13 protein-coding genes and 1 pseudogene are annotated in these 14,964 nt (G+C 71.0%); 4 read left to right on the forward strand and 10 right to left on the reverse strand.

What is annotated here, in order from left to right; translation table 11 throughout:
- Position 1: 1 nt before the first annotated feature.
- The 7 genes from ACH01S_RS18730 to ACH01S_RS43655 all read right to left on the reverse strand — a co-directional run bounded on the left by ACH01S_RS18730 (position 2) and on the right by ACH01S_RS43655 (position 5,969).
- A complete protein-coding gene (locus tag ACH01S_RS18730) occupies positions 2–187 on the reverse strand; it encodes a tyrosine-type recombinase/integrase (RefSeq protein ID WP_255220255.1) in 186 nt (61 codons plus the stop codon).
- Positions 187–1,104: a tyrosine-type recombinase/integrase gene (locus ACH01S_RS18735; RefSeq protein ID WP_148344010.1), complete on the reverse strand. Its 918-nt coding sequence runs from the start codon at positions 1,102–1,104 to the stop codon at positions 187–189. Before ACH01S_RS18735 ends, ACH01S_RS18730 begins: the two co-directional genes overlap by 1 nt.
- 108 nt (positions 1,105–1,212) lie before the next feature.
- Complete coding sequence (locus ACH01S_RS18740; protein ID WP_148344009.1) at positions 1,213–1,395, reverse strand: hypothetical protein; 183 nt, start codon at positions 1,393–1,395, stop codon at positions 1,213–1,215.
- Positions 1,392–1,661, reverse strand: coding sequence for a hypothetical protein (locus ACH01S_RS18745; RefSeq protein ID WP_067892905.1), 270 nt, complete (start codon positions 1,659–1,661; stop codon positions 1,392–1,394). Before ACH01S_RS18745 ends, ACH01S_RS18740 begins: the two co-directional genes overlap by 4 nt.
- A complete protein-coding gene (locus ACH01S_RS43650; RefSeq protein ID WP_148344008.1) occupies positions 1,658–2,131 on the reverse strand; it encodes a hypothetical protein in 474 nt (157 codons plus the stop codon). The genes ACH01S_RS18745 and ACH01S_RS43650 overlap by 4 nt, the downstream gene beginning before the upstream one ends.
- A 203-nt stretch (positions 2,132–2,334) precedes the next feature.
- On the reverse strand, positions 2,335–4,485 hold the full coding sequence (locus ACH01S_RS18755; protein WP_067892908.1) for an ATP-binding protein: 2,151 nt from the start codon (positions 4,483–4,485) through the stop codon (positions 2,335–2,337).
- Positions 4,486–4,556: 71 nt separating this feature from the next.
- Positions 4,557–5,969 carry a hypothetical protein gene (locus ACH01S_RS43655; protein WP_148344007.1) on the reverse strand — a complete coding sequence of 471 codons (1,413 nt, stop codon included), beginning with the start codon at positions 5,967–5,969 and terminating at the stop codon, positions 4,557–4,559.
- A gap of 457 nt (positions 5,970–6,426) precedes the next feature.
- Here ACH01S_RS43655 and ACH01S_RS18765 point away from each other — a divergent pair, with 457 nt between their 5' ends.
- A complete protein-coding gene (locus ACH01S_RS18765; RefSeq protein WP_067892914.1) occupies positions 6,427–6,648 on the forward strand; it encodes a hypothetical protein in 222 nt (73 codons plus the stop codon).
- A gap of 656 nt (positions 6,649–7,304) precedes the next feature.
- Positions 7,305–7,595, forward strand: a complete 291-nt coding sequence (locus ACH01S_RS18770) for a hypothetical protein (protein WP_067892915.1) — start codon at positions 7,305–7,307, stop codon at positions 7,593–7,595.
- A gap of 326 nt (positions 7,596–7,921) precedes the next feature.
- Here ACH01S_RS18770 and ACH01S_RS18775 read toward each other — a convergent pair whose 3' ends face one another.
- Together ACH01S_RS18775 and ACH01S_RS18780 are read right to left on the reverse strand one after the other, a co-directional pair.
- Complete coding sequence (locus tag ACH01S_RS18775; protein WP_218010310.1) at positions 7,922–8,992, reverse strand: pentapeptide repeat-containing protein; 1,071 nt, start codon at positions 8,990–8,992, stop codon at positions 7,922–7,924.
- A gap of 156 nt (positions 8,993–9,148) precedes the next feature.
- Positions 9,149–10,351 carry a pentapeptide repeat-containing protein gene (locus tag ACH01S_RS18780; protein ID WP_067892919.1) on the reverse strand — a complete coding sequence of 401 codons (1,203 nt, stop codon included), beginning with the start codon at positions 10,349–10,351 and terminating at the stop codon, positions 9,149–9,151.
- 319 nt (positions 10,352–10,670) lie between these two features.
- On the opposite strand from ACH01S_RS18780, the gene ACH01S_RS18785 reads away from it, so the two are divergent.
- Positions 10,671–11,984 (forward strand): pentapeptide repeat-containing protein, encoded by a 1,314-nt coding sequence (locus ACH01S_RS18785; protein ID WP_148344006.1) that lies wholly within the window; start codon positions 10,671–10,673, stop codon positions 11,982–11,984.
- Positions 11,985–12,486: 502 nt separating this feature from the next.
- On the opposite strand, the gene ACH01S_RS46050 is transcribed toward ACH01S_RS18785, so the two are convergent.
- Positions 12,487–12,612: a hypothetical protein gene (locus tag ACH01S_RS46050; RefSeq protein ID WP_255220249.1), complete on the reverse strand. Its 126-nt coding sequence runs from the start codon at positions 12,610–12,612 to the stop codon at positions 12,487–12,489.
- Positions 12,613–12,777: 165 nt separating this feature from the next.
- Here ACH01S_RS46050 and ACH01S_RS18790 point away from each other — a divergent pair.
- Positions 12,778–14,964 (forward strand): annotated as a pseudogene (locus ACH01S_RS18790) (hypothetical protein); the annotation flags it as partial.

Below are 14,964 nucleotides of genomic sequence, written 5' to 3' on the forward strand. Positions count from 1 at the left end.
TTCACGTACGGGCGAGGAGCCGTCCCATGACATAGACCGGCGAGGCGTCCAGAGTCCGGCGCTTGTCGATGTAGCCCTGGGTGGTGCGCGGGTCGGCGTGGCCGAGGAGCCGCTGGATCTCCTGCACGGGCACGTCTTCCTCGTCTAGAAGCGTTGCCACGGTGTGGCGCAGGACGTGCGGGTGCATCACCTAGCACACCTCGTGCGGCAGTCCGGCTTCGACGGCCAGGCGGCGTAGGAGGTGGCGGAGGTAGCCGCGGTCGACCGGCGGGGGACGCCGTCGCTTTTGGCGCCGGAGGTGCGTAGCAGCGGCCCGTCGGTGCGGCCGTTGAGGTAGCGGTCGATGAGGTGGGCGGTCGCCGGCGTGATGGGCAGGGTGGCGGTCTTGCCGCCTTTGCGGACGATGTCCAGCGTGCGGTGCCCCGAGGTGGAGCCCAGGTCGTCGGCGCCCGCGCCGCACAGCTCCGAGACGCGCATCCCGGTTTCCAGCAGCAGCCGGGTGATGATCGCAGAGCGAAGCCCATCGGCGTCGGCCGCCGCGATCAGGTCGGCGGCCTGGGGGCGGGTGAGGGCGATGCTGCTGGGCTGGTCGGGTTGGCGGGGGCGGCGGACGTGTGCGGCGGGGTTGCGGGGCAGGGCGTCTTCGATGAGCCAGTAGGTGTAGAAGGAGGAGATGACGGCCAGGCGCCGCCGCCGGGTGCGCGGCGCGAGTGGTGGGTCGTGGTCGTCGAGTTCGGCGCGGTAGGCGTCGACGTCGCCGCGGCGGGCGTCGGCGACCTCGATGCCGTAATCGTGGCACCAGGCGAACCAGCGTTGGACGTCGCGGCGGTAGGCGTCGCGGGTGTTGGGACTGGTGTAGGCGCGCAACCAGATCTGCATCGCGGCTTCGAGGCCGCCAGGCCAGGCGATCGTCAGGGCCCCGCCGCCCGGACCGCCGGGCAAGATGATCTTGCCGGGGGTGGTGTTGTCGGTGTTCTGCGGGTCCCACATAACTGGGGTTATGGGGGGTTGGGAATGATCTTGATCTGGTGTTGTGGGCGGGGTGTCGGGTGGCTCGGGGTCGGGTCGGTCGGTGACCGCGAGCGGCGTGGGTTCGTCGGTCATCAGGGCCCCCGGTTCGCGGTGGGGTGAGAACGGCGGTCATGGATCAGCCCCGGAGAACGGGTGTTCTCCGGGGCTGGACGGAAGGCGAGGAGGGCGGTCGGGGTTTGGTCAGGTCCGCTCTCCCCGGCGGGGTGAGCGGTGCTCGCGCTGTTCGAGGCGGTTGTGGACACCGCCGGTCAGGATCCACCACAGCGCCAGCACGGCCAGGGCCGCGCCTGCGCCGACCTCGATCCGGCCGGACAGCGCGGTGAGCGCGATGGCGGCGGATGCCGCCACGATCAGGCGGTTCACCACTGGTGGTTTCGGCGGGTGATGGAGCGGGGGCGGCGGCCGGTGCCGTCGCAGGTGGGGCATTCGCCCCAGGCGTCGGCGCGGAAGATCGAAGGGTGGCGGGCGCGGCCGTGGCAGGTGCGGCAGGGCAGCCAGGGCCGGGTGCGGACGTCGAACCGCCACCAGATCAGCAGCCCGACGACGATCAGCAGGAACAGCAGCCCGCCGGTGACGGGAGACCCTTCACTGGCGTCGGCGAGTACGGGGGCGCAGGTCAGGGAGTTCATCTGCTGCGCCTCCGGCTGGTCGAGCGGCCGGAGGAGCGGCTGGTGGAGCGGCGTTTGGTGTGCCGTCCGCTGCCCCCACGGGGTCGGCGGTGGGCGGGTTGGCCGAGGTCTTGGGCGGTGAGCAGGTAGACCAGCACCTTCACTATGACGGCCAGGATGATCGCGGCGGCCGCGACCAGGGTGAAGGAGAGTTGAAGGACCAGGCCGAGGGCGAGCACTCCGGCGGCCGCCGCTCCGCCCCAAGTGTTCCCTGCGGTGGCCCATTGGGCTCGGCGGGAGCTTCGGTCGTGGGCGCCGACGTGCACGGTGCCGTGCTTGGTGCGCCGGGTGTGGGCCTTGACGTGGCCGCCCCGGTCGGGCGGTTTGCGGGCCTGCGAGCGTTTCGTGGTCGCGGGCTTGCCCTTGGCGGGAGTGCGGGCCGGACGTTGGCGGGTCGGGGTGGTGCCGGGTGCTGGTTTTCTGGGTGCCATGGTGCCCTCCTGAGGGGCTTGGACGGGGGTGTGTGAGTTAGGTGGCCCGACCTAACTGAGTTAGTGATCTCACTCGGCCGTGGCGGGGACCTAACTTGGGGTCTGGCCTGCGGAAAGTTAGGTGAGTTAGGTGGGTTAGGTGCCGCTTGGCGGACCCCTGGGAGCCCCTGGAAACGGGGTGCGGCGGGAGGCGGTCACCTAACTCACTCGCCCTGGGCGGTGCCGCTGGGGGTGCGGTCGGGGGTGCGGTCGGTGGTGGGGCGTTGGGCGCGGGCGCGGCGGACCTCGGCCGGGTCCAGGCGTAGGACGTTGCCGGTGTTGGTGACCCGGATCCCGTAGGCCTCCAGCCGCTTGCGGAGCTGGGAGCCGATCAGGGTGCGGTAGGGGCCCCACTCGGGGGCGAGTTCGCGGAGCAGGACCGGCACGTCGGCCAGCCGGACCCGCTCGCTGCCGAGCACCTGGTCCAGGTCGTCGAGCAGATCCCGCGGCCCGCTGCTGGTGCGGGGCAGGTCGGAGCCGGGCACCGCGAGTCCGCGCCGGTCCAGTTCGGTCAGTGCGCGGTTGATGAGGGGGGTGACCTGGTCGTTGTGTTCGGAGACGTCCAGGAAGTAGGCCTGGATGATGTCGGAGCGTTCGCCGGTGATGCCTTTGGCGACGCAGGTGCCGCGGTCGACGCCGGGGATGAGTTCGGTGGCGCGGTGTCCGCCGGCGTAGGCGCCTTGGCCGAGTAGGGCGTCGTTGGCGTGGTGGTCGCCGACGGCGAAGGCGAACCCGTTGGTGCAGTTGCGGGTCACATCGCGGGGGATGGAGTTCTTGGTGGGGGCTTGGGTGGAGACGATCAGGTGGATGCCGCGTTTGCGGCCCAGCCGGGTGATCTCGACCAGCAGCCAGGCGATCTCGGCACCGAACTCGGGGTGGTTGATCGCCACATGCGCCTCCTCCAGCAGGCACACCAGCGGATGCAAACCGACTCCGCGGGAGGCGATGGTGCGGGTGACCTCGGGGGTGCGGTACTGGACCAGCAGGTCCCCGCGCCGCTGCACTTCCTCGTGCAGTTCGCGCAGGTCGTCGCGGATCTGCTCGATGTCGGCCCGGTCGGCGCCCATCACATACCGGGAGCAGCGCCGCTGGAAAACTTGAAAGTCGTAGTTGGCGTCGGGCACCCAGATCCGCAGCTCAGCGGTCGGATCCAGGGCGGCGCCGGCCATCAGCGCGCGGGCCAGGGCGCTTTTGCCCTGGCCGGGCATCCCTCCGACGATGGAGTTGCGCTCCATCATGGGCGCGGGGATGGGGTCGCCGCGCAGCGTCCGGCCGATCGGCACGCCCCGGAACAGGTCGGCCAGCCCCTCCTCCAGCAGCGGGTAGGGGCCGGCGCCTTCGGCCAGGACGCCTTTGTCGGCGATCCACAGGTCGAGGATCCCGGCTTCGGAGCCGGTGGTGGGCCACACCTCTTTGGCCAGGCGGTGCAGACCGGCGGCCAGGTCGGCGCGGCGCCGCGCGATCCGTTCGGCGGTCACCCCTGCGGGCAGGCGGACGACGGTGTGGGTGCCGCGGCCGTCGCGGCGGACCGGGACCAGGTACTGCAACAGCAGTCCCTGCTTGAAGTAGGCGGTGATCTGCTGAATCCGCAACGCTTCCAGGGCGCGGGCGATGGTGGTCTCATCGATCACCAGATCCACATCGGTGTCATCAGCCGTGGCGATCCACCCGATCGACGCGGCCTGAGAGCGGCCCAGCCGCCACAGCAGGGCCACCGCCACCCACGGCGCGGCCAGCAGCAGCGGCCCCCACGCCACCCCCACGGCGACCACCAGGAGCTGCACGGCGTTCGCCACGGCCAGGGTCGGGGCGGCGATCTGGTGGGGGTCGTCGGCGGCGAGCGCGAGCAGGGCTCCGAGGCCGACCAGCAGCGCGACCACCCCGGCCGCGACCCTGGGGAGTGCGGCCAGCGCGCGGATGGGTAGTTCCAGCAGGTCCATGCGGCGGGCGTGCCGGTCCTTGCGGAACGCGGCGGCGCGGGCCTCCCACTCCAGCGCGGCCTCCAGATCACCGGCCGCCTCGGCCGCGCGGAGCATCCGCTCGTACCGGGCGGTGGTGCGCGCGTCCCACAACCGCCGCGCCACCACCACCGCACCCGCCGCCACATACAGCACCTGACGGCCGACGGTGCGGGAACCGGGGTGGGTGACGACCTCGGTCACGGCGTCGCGGACCGCAGCGACCGGCCGCGGGCGGACGTCAAGCACGGTCCCTTCGAGAACCTCCTCACCAGTGGTGTCCAGATCGGTGCTGTCGGCGCGGGTGGACTTGACGAGACTGACCGGCGGCTGATCGTCCTCATGCGGATCGGTCACGGGAACTCCCGTTCCTGACGAGCGCGTACGCGCAAGCGGGCAAAGGCGTACGGGGGAGTGGTCTGGGGGAGTCAGGTGCCGCTGGCGTCCGTCCGTACGAGCGGCTCGCCCGTACGGGGCGCGGCGGCAGTTTGAGCGGCCTTCTTGGCGGCGCGTACGGTCTTCTCGCACCACGACCGCTCATAGCCCGTACGGGCCTTCAACCCGTTCGGACCCTCGTAGACCGGCTCCCACGTACCGCCCGCGGCTTCGGCCCTGCGGATCTCCTCGGCCAGCACACCGACCCAGTACTCCCGCGACTTGCGCCCCTTCCTGGCGGCCGTCCGCGCAGCAGGACCCTTCTTCGTACGGGCCGGACGGTGCGCGCGGGAGGGCTCAGGCGCGGCGGGGCGGACGGGGTCCAGCGGCCAGACCGGCCGGACGAGCACGCTCGGCACGGTCCCGTACACCCGTACGGCACGAGCCGTATCCAGCGGGGTGAGGGGGGCCGTATGGTCGAGCCATCCCAGCCCGGACGGGGCCGCCGGAGGCGAGGCTCGTACGGGCGAGAGTGTCAGTGGCGGAGCCGTACGGTCCCGCTCGCCGCCACCCGTACGGAACTCGTCCGTACGGGGCTCCGTACGGGTCTCCGTACGGGGCTCGCCCGTACGGCGTCCGGGGCGGACGCCAAGACGCCGGTCGGCACGCCGCTCCCCGATGCGGCTCAGCAGACTGACCGTCGTCGCCGACGGCTCGTCCTCGACGGTGCCGGACCCGGTGTCGGAGAGGGGCGGGTCGCCGTGCGGCGTGTTGGTTGCCGCCCACCAGGGGCGGGCACCCAGCCGCACCAGCGAACGGGTGTTGTAAAGGGCGCCGACCTGCGCGAGCAACTGCCGCTGCAGATCAGCGTCCGAGGACAGACCGGCGTGCTCTTCGGCTTCTTCGTACAGGCGGTCGAGGCGGGCGATGGCGCGACGCTGCCGCCACCGCCACGCACCGACCTGCTCCAGCCGCCGGGCCCGGTTGGCGGCACGCGCCACCGCGGCCACCCGGCGGTGGGAGTCAACGGTGGCGGCGCTGCGCTCGCCCGGCTCGGCGACACCGAGCCGGATCAGCAGCCGCTCGGTGGTGAACCGCCAATTGATCCCCGACGCAAGCCCACGGCGGCGGCGCTCCAGCCGCATGTTGCGCTCCCACCCCCACGCCGCGATCAGCGGCGCGACCAGCCGCACCATCACGATCGCGGCGTTGGGGTGGGTGGCGGTGATCTCGTGACTGGCCGACAACACCGCCGACAGACACGTCAACACCCACATCGCCACCCCGTCGACGCCGGGCCCGTACCCCTCGGCCATCGACCGGCGGGCCCGCCGCGCCGACTGCACCACCATGATCTCGATGAACGCGAACGTCCCCGCCCGCAGCAACGGCGGCAGCGCCATCCCGCCGAACGTCTCCCACATCCCCTCGGCCGACACCGCCGTCGCGATCGCCGCAGCCGCCAAATCCCCCCGACTGGCGCGCACTTTCGGCCGGGCGCCGTCGGGTGGTCTTCGGTGTCGGGTGCCCGCCCAGGTAAGGGCGGCCGCGACCGCGGCGCCGCCGGTTGCGGTCGCGGCGTAGGGTGCCCACGGCGCAAGCGTGCTCATAAGCTCGTGCATGATCGGCCCTCGGGTCGCTCGCTCGTCTGGTGATCGGACGGGGCCCGGTCCCGGGCGCGCTGTGGAAGGTGGAGCCCGGGGCCGGGTGAGGTTTGGTGCCGGTGCATGTCGTTCTCAGAGGAGGAGACACCGGGTTCTTGTCCCAACAAAAATAACAGGGGGAGCCTTGTGGGCAACCCCCTGGCGCGAATATTTTTGTCGGGACAGAAACCGATCGGGTCCGAGAGGGGCGTCTAAGATGCCGTGCATACCGGAAGTCGCACGTCAGGGAGGCTCGGTGGCGCGGCCGCGCACTGGCCAGATGCCGATCGCAGAGATCCGCGTCGCCAAGCAGGACTGGGCCGACTTCCGGGCCGTCAACCTCCGCCGCGCCCCTGCCGTGATCCGCGAGTTCATCCGCTGGTACCTCCGCCGCCCAGGCGCCAAACTCCCCCAACGGCCGAGCCCCGAAGAAATTGAGAAGGCGCTCGCGACGGCCAATGACGCCGAAGGCCCTGCCGAGCGTGGGCCGCAGAGCGAATAGAGACCACGTCCAGGCGATCATCCAGCGGCAGCGCATTTTCCCTTCCCCGACGGCGCCTCGCCTGGGACCTGCGGGACTCGCTCATGCCTTGAACTGGAAAGACATCCGTTGTCGGTGCGCCATGCGGTCGACCGGAGCCGAGCATGAACTCGTCTATGTCGTTCGGATCCTGCGGGGCTTATCGACGGGGGCTGGGCAAGCGCGGGCGCCGGAGGGTGTCAAGCCGCCGGCAGGTGGCTTGACACCCTCCGGCGGCCCGTGCTTGAGTCCCCGCGTCGATAAGCCCCGCAGGAGAAATCTCCCGGTGCGGAGGTGTATCCGGTACCTCTGAGCGCCAGATCCTTGATCGAATCCGTGATCCGCCTTGCGATATGCGAATCGAGATAGTGGACCTGCAACCGCGACTCCGGTGGGATCTTCCCCAAGGGCTAATGTTCCCGAGAACGAGAGCGGGCGTTTCGAGCCTGCGGCGGTCATCGCCGCGCCTGTGTGACCGGTCGAAATGGAATGGGAGTCAGTTCCGGAGTTGCTCGCCGACGATCAGGACCGGATCGCATACCCGTAGGTGGCAAGTACGTTCGGTTCTGCAGCGCCCCGCGTTGCGCGGAAGCGGCAGGCGAGTATCCGCCAGTACGAACCCAAGGAGGAATGAGTTTATGGCGACTTTCGAAGAACTGCCGTCGGGTGAGTGGCGGGCCACGCTGAGGACGGGCAGAAAGCGGTTGAGGAGGACGTGGCCGTCGGAGGCGCTGGCGCGTGAATGGGCCGACTGGCAGGAACGGCAGCCCGGCGACGCCTCCTTGACCGAGGCCATCGGGAGCATCCAAGAGGACCTGGCGCTCGATGAGCGCGAGCACCATCGGCACGGGCAACCACTCGGTGAGTGGGTCGAGGTGCGCCGCGCGGACCTTGCCGTACTCCTTCAGGAAGTGAGCTGCCGCGCCTGACGGCGTGTTCCTGATCAACACGCCCTGAGCCACGGCGAAGAGAACTAGTAGAGGTTCGCGGCGCGGTGGGCAGGGTGGGTGACCCGCTGGATGGGCCTCTGGGTGCCGGCGGGTGTCGCCCGCCCCTGCGGTGAGCGCCTGGGCGAGCGTGTCGTGGTCAATCACGATCGAGTCCGGGACGTGCTCACGCCGGGGTGACCGAGGCGCTGCCCGTGGGCGGAGGCTAGTTGAACACCCAGTCTTACCAACGCGTTTCTTTGACACTCTGGGCACGGGTCGGCGTTCGCCAGAGCGGACAGACGGTGACTGTCCAAGAAACGATCGTTTTACGACAGGTGATCGGCCATGCCATCCGGCAACCCCCTTGGCCGTCGGCCGCTCGCTCTCACGAAGTCGACCGTGCCGCCCCCGAACCGGGCGCCGGTGAAGTCGACCGTGCCGCCCCCGAACCGGGCGTCGGAGAAGTCGACCGTGCCGCCCTCGAACCGGGCGTGGGAGAAGCTGACCGTGCCGCCCTCGAACCGGGCGTGGGAGAAGCTGACCATGCCACCCTGGAATCGAGCGCCGAAGAAGCTGACCATGCCACCCTCGAACCGGGCGTTCCGGAATGAGACCTGGTTGGCGTGGAAGACGGCGAGGCTGAAGTCACCGCCGTCGAAGACGACGTCGGTGAAGTCCAGGTCATGGCCCTGCCAGAGCACCGGTGCATCCTCGCGCAGGTGTGCGCCGATGATGCGGATGACGGTGTGGCGGACCTCGCGGACCGCCCGGTAGCTCTGACGGGCCGCAGCGTGCTCGCCCGGGTCCTGGCCCTCGGCTGGTTCGTCGCCGGGATCGGGGGCGTAGGGCAGGCGCAGGAACGCGCACAGCACGTCGATGCAGGTCTGGCGGAACTCGCGGGTGGGGGCGTCGTCGGCCAGGCCGGCCAGGGCGTGGACGCCGCCGAGCTGGATCGCGGGCGAGGGGTCGCCGAGCTGGGCGACGGCGGCGGTGAACCGGTCGGTGCGCTGCCCCTGCTCGGTCAGCTCATGCGTGCGGCGCTGGGCCTGCTCGCTTTGCCGCTGCCCTTCCTGCGTCAGCTCGAAGGTACGGAGTTGTGCGAGCTCGGTGGCCTCGGCGGAACGGCGGGCGGCATCGACTCCTTCGATCGCGGCCTGGGCCGACCGGCGCGCCGAGGTCGCGTTGGAGGCGGTGTAGTAGATCGCCACGGCGGCCAGCAACCCGGTCGCGATCGCCATCGCCCGGCCCCGCACCGTGTCCAGCGCGTCCGCCAGGTCCTTACCGGTCAGGCCGTCCTGGCCGCCGACCTTCACCCCGTCGACGTGCACCAGCCACCACTTCGCGCCCGGCCCCAGCACCCATACCACCACCGCTACCAACACGATGCCGCCAGCCACCAACCCGACCCGCGCCACGTGCCCAGCCGACCCGGCCGACCGGCCTGAGCCCTCACCCGCGCCGCCCGGCGCCACCGTACCCACGCCGCTCAGACGCCCAGCCCCCATCGACCGGTTCACCCGACCACGCGCCCGGACCTGGCCGCGACGATCGTTTTACGACAGGTGAGCGCCCAGGCCGTCCGGCAATCCCTTGGGTCTCCGCCCATGTGCGACGCGGAAGTCGACCGTGCCGTCCTCGAACCGGGCGTCGCGGAAGTCGACCGTGCCGTCCTCGAACCGGGCACCGTGGAAGTCGACCGTGCCGCTCTCGAACCGGGTGTTGGAGAAGTCGACCCTGCCGCCCTCGAACCCGGCGCGGAAGAAGTCGACGATGCCGCCCTTGAACCGGGCGTTGGAGAAGTCGACCCTGCCGCCCACGAACCGGGCGAAGGAGAAGCCGACCGTGCCGCTCTCGAACCGGGCACGGGAGAAGTCGACTCTGCCGCTCTCGAATCGGGCACGGGAGAAGGCGACGATGCCGCCCCCGAACCGGGCGTTGGAGAAGTCGACCCTGCCGCCCACGAACCGGGCGTTGGAGAAGTCGACCGTGCCGCCCACGAACCGGGCGTTGGAGAAGCCGACCGTGCCGCCCTCGAACCGGGCGTCGCGGAATGAGACCTGGTTGGCGTTGAAGACGGCGTGGCTGAAGTCCCCGCCGTCGAAGACGACATCGGTGAAGTCGAGGTCGTGGCCCTGCCAGGAAACGGTGGCATCGTCGCGCAGGTGGTTGCCGATGGTGCGGATGACGGTGTGGCGGACCTCCCGGAGCGCCCGGTAGGCGGCGCGGGCGCGGTCATGCTCGGCGAGGTCTTGGCCCTCAGCCGGATCGGCGCCGGGGTCGGGGTTGTAGGGAAGGCGTAGGTAGGCGCACAGCACGTCGATACAGGTCTGGCGTAGCTGGCGAGTAGGGGCGTCGTCGGCCAAGCCCGCCAGAGCGTGCACTCCGCCCAACTGGACGGCGGGGGAGGCGTCGCCGAGCTGGGCCACCGCGGCGGTGAACCGGTCGCTGTGCAGCTTGGTGTCCTCACGCAGCGCGGCGTTCTCCTCGGTGCGCTGCTTGCGGTAGGCCACCACCAGCGCCACCAGGCCGCCCAGCCCGGCGACCACCGCGAACGACAGCTTCACCAGATCGAACAGCACCGTGGAATCGATCTGCCGCTCGCGCTTGATCCCGTGCACGTCCAGCAGGTCCAGCCCCAGCCACAGCGTCCCCGCGGCGACCGCCACGGCGACCGCGAAGGTGCCCGCCAGCGCCACCCCCACCGGCACCAGCCGCACCGGCCGCTCGTACCGTCCCCGCCGATCCGGCTGCTTCATCGCATCCACAGCCGCCAGTCAACGGGTGCCGCACGGGGCGCGGCCACCCAATGGCCACAACGGGCACGCCCATCGTTTCAGCACTCTGTGGAAGCACCGTGACGGGTTACCGGCCGGATGCGGTCGTTGCCCCCGATCACGGCATCGTGAACGGTGGGGGTGGTGACCGCGTCACAGCGGTGTGGGTGAGGTGGCGCCGGGCGGCGCGCATGGGCGTGTGAGGCGGGGGCTGGAGCCGATACGACGGCACTGGTCACGGGCGCGAGATCGGCGTGAGGGCAAACCGTTACGGGTGCGGCCGTTGGCAGCGGGATTCTGGATGCTGGCGGCAGCGGGGGCGGCCGTGTTGGCGATCTGGCTGACCACCGCGTGGTTGCTGGACGTCGCCGATGACGCCCCGCCCGGCACCGAGCGGGCCAAGATCCGGGTGGACGCCGTGCGCACCGGACTGGCCGCAGGCGGTGGTGCGGGCGCGGCGGTCGGGTTGATGCTGGCGTTTAGGCGGCAGCGGCACGCCGAGCTGGCGACCGCGCTGGGGCAGTTGGACGCGGCCGAGCGGCGGATCACCGAGCTGTACAACGCCGCCGCAGAGCAACTCGGCTCCGACAAGGCCCCGGTCCGCCTCACCGCCCTGTACACCCTGGAACGGCTGGCCAACGACAACCCCCGGCATCAGCAGACCATCGTCAACATCATCTGCGCCTACCTGCGCATGCCCTACACCCCGCCTCCGGCCGACGGTCCCGACCAGGAGGAGCAACACCGCGAACGCGCACGCCGCAACGCCGCCCGCTACCGCGCCGCCCGAGACAACCGACCTGCTCCCCTTGAACCCGCACCCCATGGCGCCGACCCACACGAGGAACGCCAAGTCCGCCTCACCGCCGAACGTCTCCTCGCCACCCACCTACGCCCCGACGCCGAACACCACTGGAACGGCGTCTCCCTCGACCTGACCGGCGCCACCCTCACCGACCTCGACCTCGCCCTCTGCGCCGTCCAAAGGGCAGACTTCTCCAACGCGACCTTCTCCGGGGACGCGGAGTTCGGTTACGCGACCTTCTCCGGGAACGCGGAGTTCCGCGGGGCGACCTTCTCCGGGGACGCCTGGTTCGACCACGCGACCTTCTCCGGAAACGCGGAGTTCGGCCAGGCGACCTTTTCCGGGATCGCCGGGTTCGGCAGGACGACCTTTTCCAGGCACGCCGGGTTCGACCAGGCGACCTTCTCCTCGAACGCCTCGTTCGGCGGGGCGCCCTTCTCCTCGAACGCCTCGTTCGTCGGAGCGACCTTTTCCAGGCACGCCATATTCGGCGGGGCGGCCTTCTCCGAGCACGCCGGGTTCGGCCAGGCGACCTTCTCCTCGAACGCCTCGTTCGGCGGGGCAACCTTTTCCAGGGACGCCTCGTTCGGCGAGGCGACCTTCGGCGGGGACGCCTGGTTCGGCGAGGCGACCTTCGGCGGGGACGTCAGGTTCGATGAGGCGAGGTTCGAGCACACTGTTGTATTGGAGTCGGCCACCGTGGCGGTGTGCGCTGCGGGGCACGTCCCCCCGCCGGGCTGGCGGATCGAGCCGACCGAGGGGGGCGCGGGCCGCTTCAGCCGAGATCCCGCTCCGGCGAACGGTATCTGAGCGCCACCGGCATGTCGGTGTGGAGGGGGAGCCGGGTTTCCTCCTCGGCTCCTCCACCCCTGTCAGCGAGGCAGTGGCTCTCCGGGGCCCGGCGGGATTGAGGGCGGAGGGCTGCCTGGTTACGCCTGGAATACGCGCGAAGCCCGCCAACCGAAACCAACGGCAGTCAACCGCCAGATCCGGTGAACTCGCTGTCGGGCAACATTATTCGATGGCGGTCAACGGCTGCCAATCTCGCTGTTCAGAAAGACGCGGGTTTCTCCGGGGCCGTGCCGGGGCGGCCGAGGCGCTGTCCGCGGGCGCGGGCGGAGGCTAGTTGGACACTCGGTTTTTCCTTCACGTTTCTTCGATGCGCTGGCCGCGGGGCGGCGCACGCCGGAGCGTGTCGTTTTCCGAAGTCGTCTGTACGAATTTCTGGAGTCGTCTGCGCTTCCCCGCGCGGGGTGGGGCGCGGCGGGTCCGGCCGGGTGCGCGGTGGGCCGGGCCTGCCACCGGGGATTGGTCAGTTGGTGAGGTGGTCGAGCAGCCAGTGGGTGATCGCTTGGGCGGCTCCGGTGAGCGTGCCGCGGAGGGCGGCCGCGGCTAGGAGGAGCCGTTCGGTGCGGGTCAGAGCGGGTGTGGATGTCATCGCGTGTCTCCGTGTATCGGGTCGGGCGGGTGTGTGCCGGCCGGTTGATGTCCAGCGTGCGACCGCCGTGGAGCCCGGTGCCGGGTTGCGATGGGCACGTCGCTACGTCTGGTGTGTGGGCTTTTCAGCGCGCGTCGGTGCCCGGTGGCGTGATGATGGTTTGCGATGAGTGGCGACGATGAAGGCCGACCGGTCACCAAGAGGCGGCGCCTGATCGCGCGGCCCCAGGTCCCGCCCGGGCCGCTGAGGGATCTCAAGGCTTTGATCTATGAGCTGTATGTGGAGGCGGGGGCTCCTTCGCTGGAGGAGATGGCCGCCTTGGTCGCCGCCGACGATGGGCTGGCGGGGGCTCCGGAGAAGGACACGATCCACCGGATCATCCGAGACACCGCGGTACCGCCTTCGCAGGCCGATGTTGTCGCGGTGGTCACCGTGCTGGCTCGCGCCACCACGACGTGGGACGGCCATGATGTGGCGCAACGGGCCCGCGATCTGTGGGTCGCGGCGCGTTTGGGCTCGGCGGTGGGTGTGCCGCTGGGCGAGGTGACCGATCCGTTCGTGCTGGAGGTGCACCGGCCTATCGCTTCGGAGCGGGAGGGGACGCTCCCGCCGTTGCCGCCGTATGTGCCCCGGTCTCATGACCGGCAGCTCGCCGGGGTCGTCGGGCGGGCCGCCGGGGGTGCCAGTGTGATGGCGGTGCTGGTTGCCGGGTCGTCGGCGGGCAAGACCCGCGCCTGCTGGCAGGCGCTGGAGCCGCTGCGCGAGGCGGGCGGGTGGCGGTTGTGGCATCCCTTCGATCCGACCCGCCCGGAGGCGGCCCTGCGGGATCTGGACCGGGTCGGGCCGCGCACGGTGGTGTGGTTGAACGAGACCCAGGACTACCTGGCCGGGGAGGCCGGGGAGCGGGTCGCCGCCGGGCTGCGCACGCTGCTGGCCGCCCCTGCCCGGGGCCCGGTCCTGGTGCTGGGCACGCTGTGGCCCGAGCACCACGCCGAGTTGACTCGGCGACCGGGGTCGCAGGTGCGGCAGGTCCTGGACGGCACGATCATCGAAGTGCCCGAAACCTTCACCGGCGCCGACCCGGCCGCCCTGCAGCACGCGGCCGGCGCCGATGCGAGGCTGGCCGAGGCGATCGAGCACGCCGAGGACGGGCAGATCACCCAGTACCTGGCCGGCGGACCGGAACTGCTGGCCCGGCTCACCGCCGCGGAGCCGGCGGCCAAGGCGCTCATCTGGGCGGCGATGGACGCCCGCCGGATGGGACACCGCAACGCCCTGCCCTTGTCGCTGCTGGAGGAAGCCGTACCGGCCTACCTGACCGCCACCCAGTACGACCAGCTCGGCCAGGACTGGCTGGAACGAGCACTGGCCTACACCGCCCAACCCTGCAAGGGCGCCTCGGGGCCGGTCACCCGCATCCGCACCCAACGACCCCACCACGGCCGCAGGCGCCGCACGCCCCACGCATCAGCCCACGACGGTGGGCCGGTGTACCAGTTGGCCGACTACCTCGACCAGCACGGCCGCCAAGCCCGCGCCGGCCAGATCCCACCGATCGGTTTCTGGGAGGCAATAGCCGTCCACGCCCACCCCGCCGACCAAGGCGCTCTCGGCAATGCCGCCTGGAAACGCGGCCTGTACCGCGACGCCACCCAACTGCACAAGAACGCCACCACCCACGGCGACCCGCGGGCCGCTCGCTCCCTCGTCGACCACATGCACCGCCTACACCCCACCGACCAACGACCTGCCGCCCACGCCGCCTCACACGCCGCTCTCAACGACCCGGGCGGCGTCGCCTTGCTGCTGGGCGTGTTGCGGGAGATCGGGGCCGACGATCAGGTGACCGCGCTGCTGGCCCGCGATCCCGCCGCCCAGGCCGCTCTCGACGACCCGGGCGGCGTCGCCTTGCTGCTGGGCGTGTTGCGGGAGGCCGGGGCCGACGATCAGGTGACCGCATTGCTGGCCCGAAATCCCGCCGCCCACGTCGCCCTCGACGCCCCGTATGCCGTCGCTGATCTGCTGGGCGTGTTGCGGGAGGTCGGGGCCGGTACTCAGGTGACCGCACTGGCCGACCGGGCCGTCGCCCAGGTCGCCGTCGACGCCCCGTATGCCGTCGCTGTCTTGCTGGGCGTGTTGCGGGAGGTCGGGGCCGGTATTCAGGTGACCGCACTGGCCGACCGGGCCGTCGCCCAGGTCGCCCTCGACGACCCGAACGGCGTCGCTAATCTGCTGGGCGTGTTGCGGGAGGCCGGGGCCGGTATTCAGGTGACCGCACTGGCCGACCGGGCCGTCGCCCAGGTCGCCCTCGACAACCCGTACGTCGTGGCTGTCTTGCTGGGCGTGTTGCGG

Origin of the sequence: Actinomadura chibensis NBRC 106107 (assembly GCF_001552135.1) — a bacterium.
Lineage (GTDB): Bacteria > Actinomycetota > Actinomycetes > Streptosporangiales > Streptosporangiaceae > Spirillospora > Spirillospora chibensis.

Coding starts and splice junctions, on each gene's coding strand:
- ACH01S_RS43650 (WP_148344008.1), bottom strand. CDS start 2,131: ATGGCACCCAGAAAACCAGCACCCGGCACCACCCCGACCCGCCAACGT.
- ACH01S_RS18745 (WP_067892905.1), bottom strand. CDS start 1,661: ATGAACTCCCTGACCTGCGCCCCCGTACTCGCCGACGCCAGTGAAGGG.
- ACH01S_RS18780 (WP_067892919.1), bottom strand. CDS start 10,351: ATGAAGCAGCCGGATCGGCGGGGACGGTACGAGCGGCCGGTGCGGCTG.
- ACH01S_RS18785 (WP_148344006.1), top strand. CDS start 10,671: ATGCTGGCGGCAGCGGGGGCGGCCGTGTTGGCGATCTGGCTGACCACC.
- ACH01S_RS18770 (WP_067892915.1), top strand. CDS start 7,305: ATGGCGACTTTCGAAGAACTGCCGTCGGGTGAGTGGCGGGCCACGCTG.
- ACH01S_RS18735 (WP_148344010.1), bottom strand. CDS start 1,104: ATGACCGACGAACCCACGCCGCTCGCGGTCACCGACCGACCCGACCCC.
- ACH01S_RS46050 (WP_255220249.1), bottom strand. CDS start 12,612: ATGACATCCACACCCGCTCTGACCCGCACCGAACGGCTCCTCCTAGCC.
- ACH01S_RS18765 (WP_067892914.1), top strand. CDS start 6,427: ATGCCGATCGCAGAGATCCGCGTCGCCAAGCAGGACTGGGCCGACTTC.
- ACH01S_RS18730 (WP_255220255.1), bottom strand. CDS start 187: ATGCACCCGCACGTCCTGCGCCACACCGTGGCAACGCTTCTAGACGAG.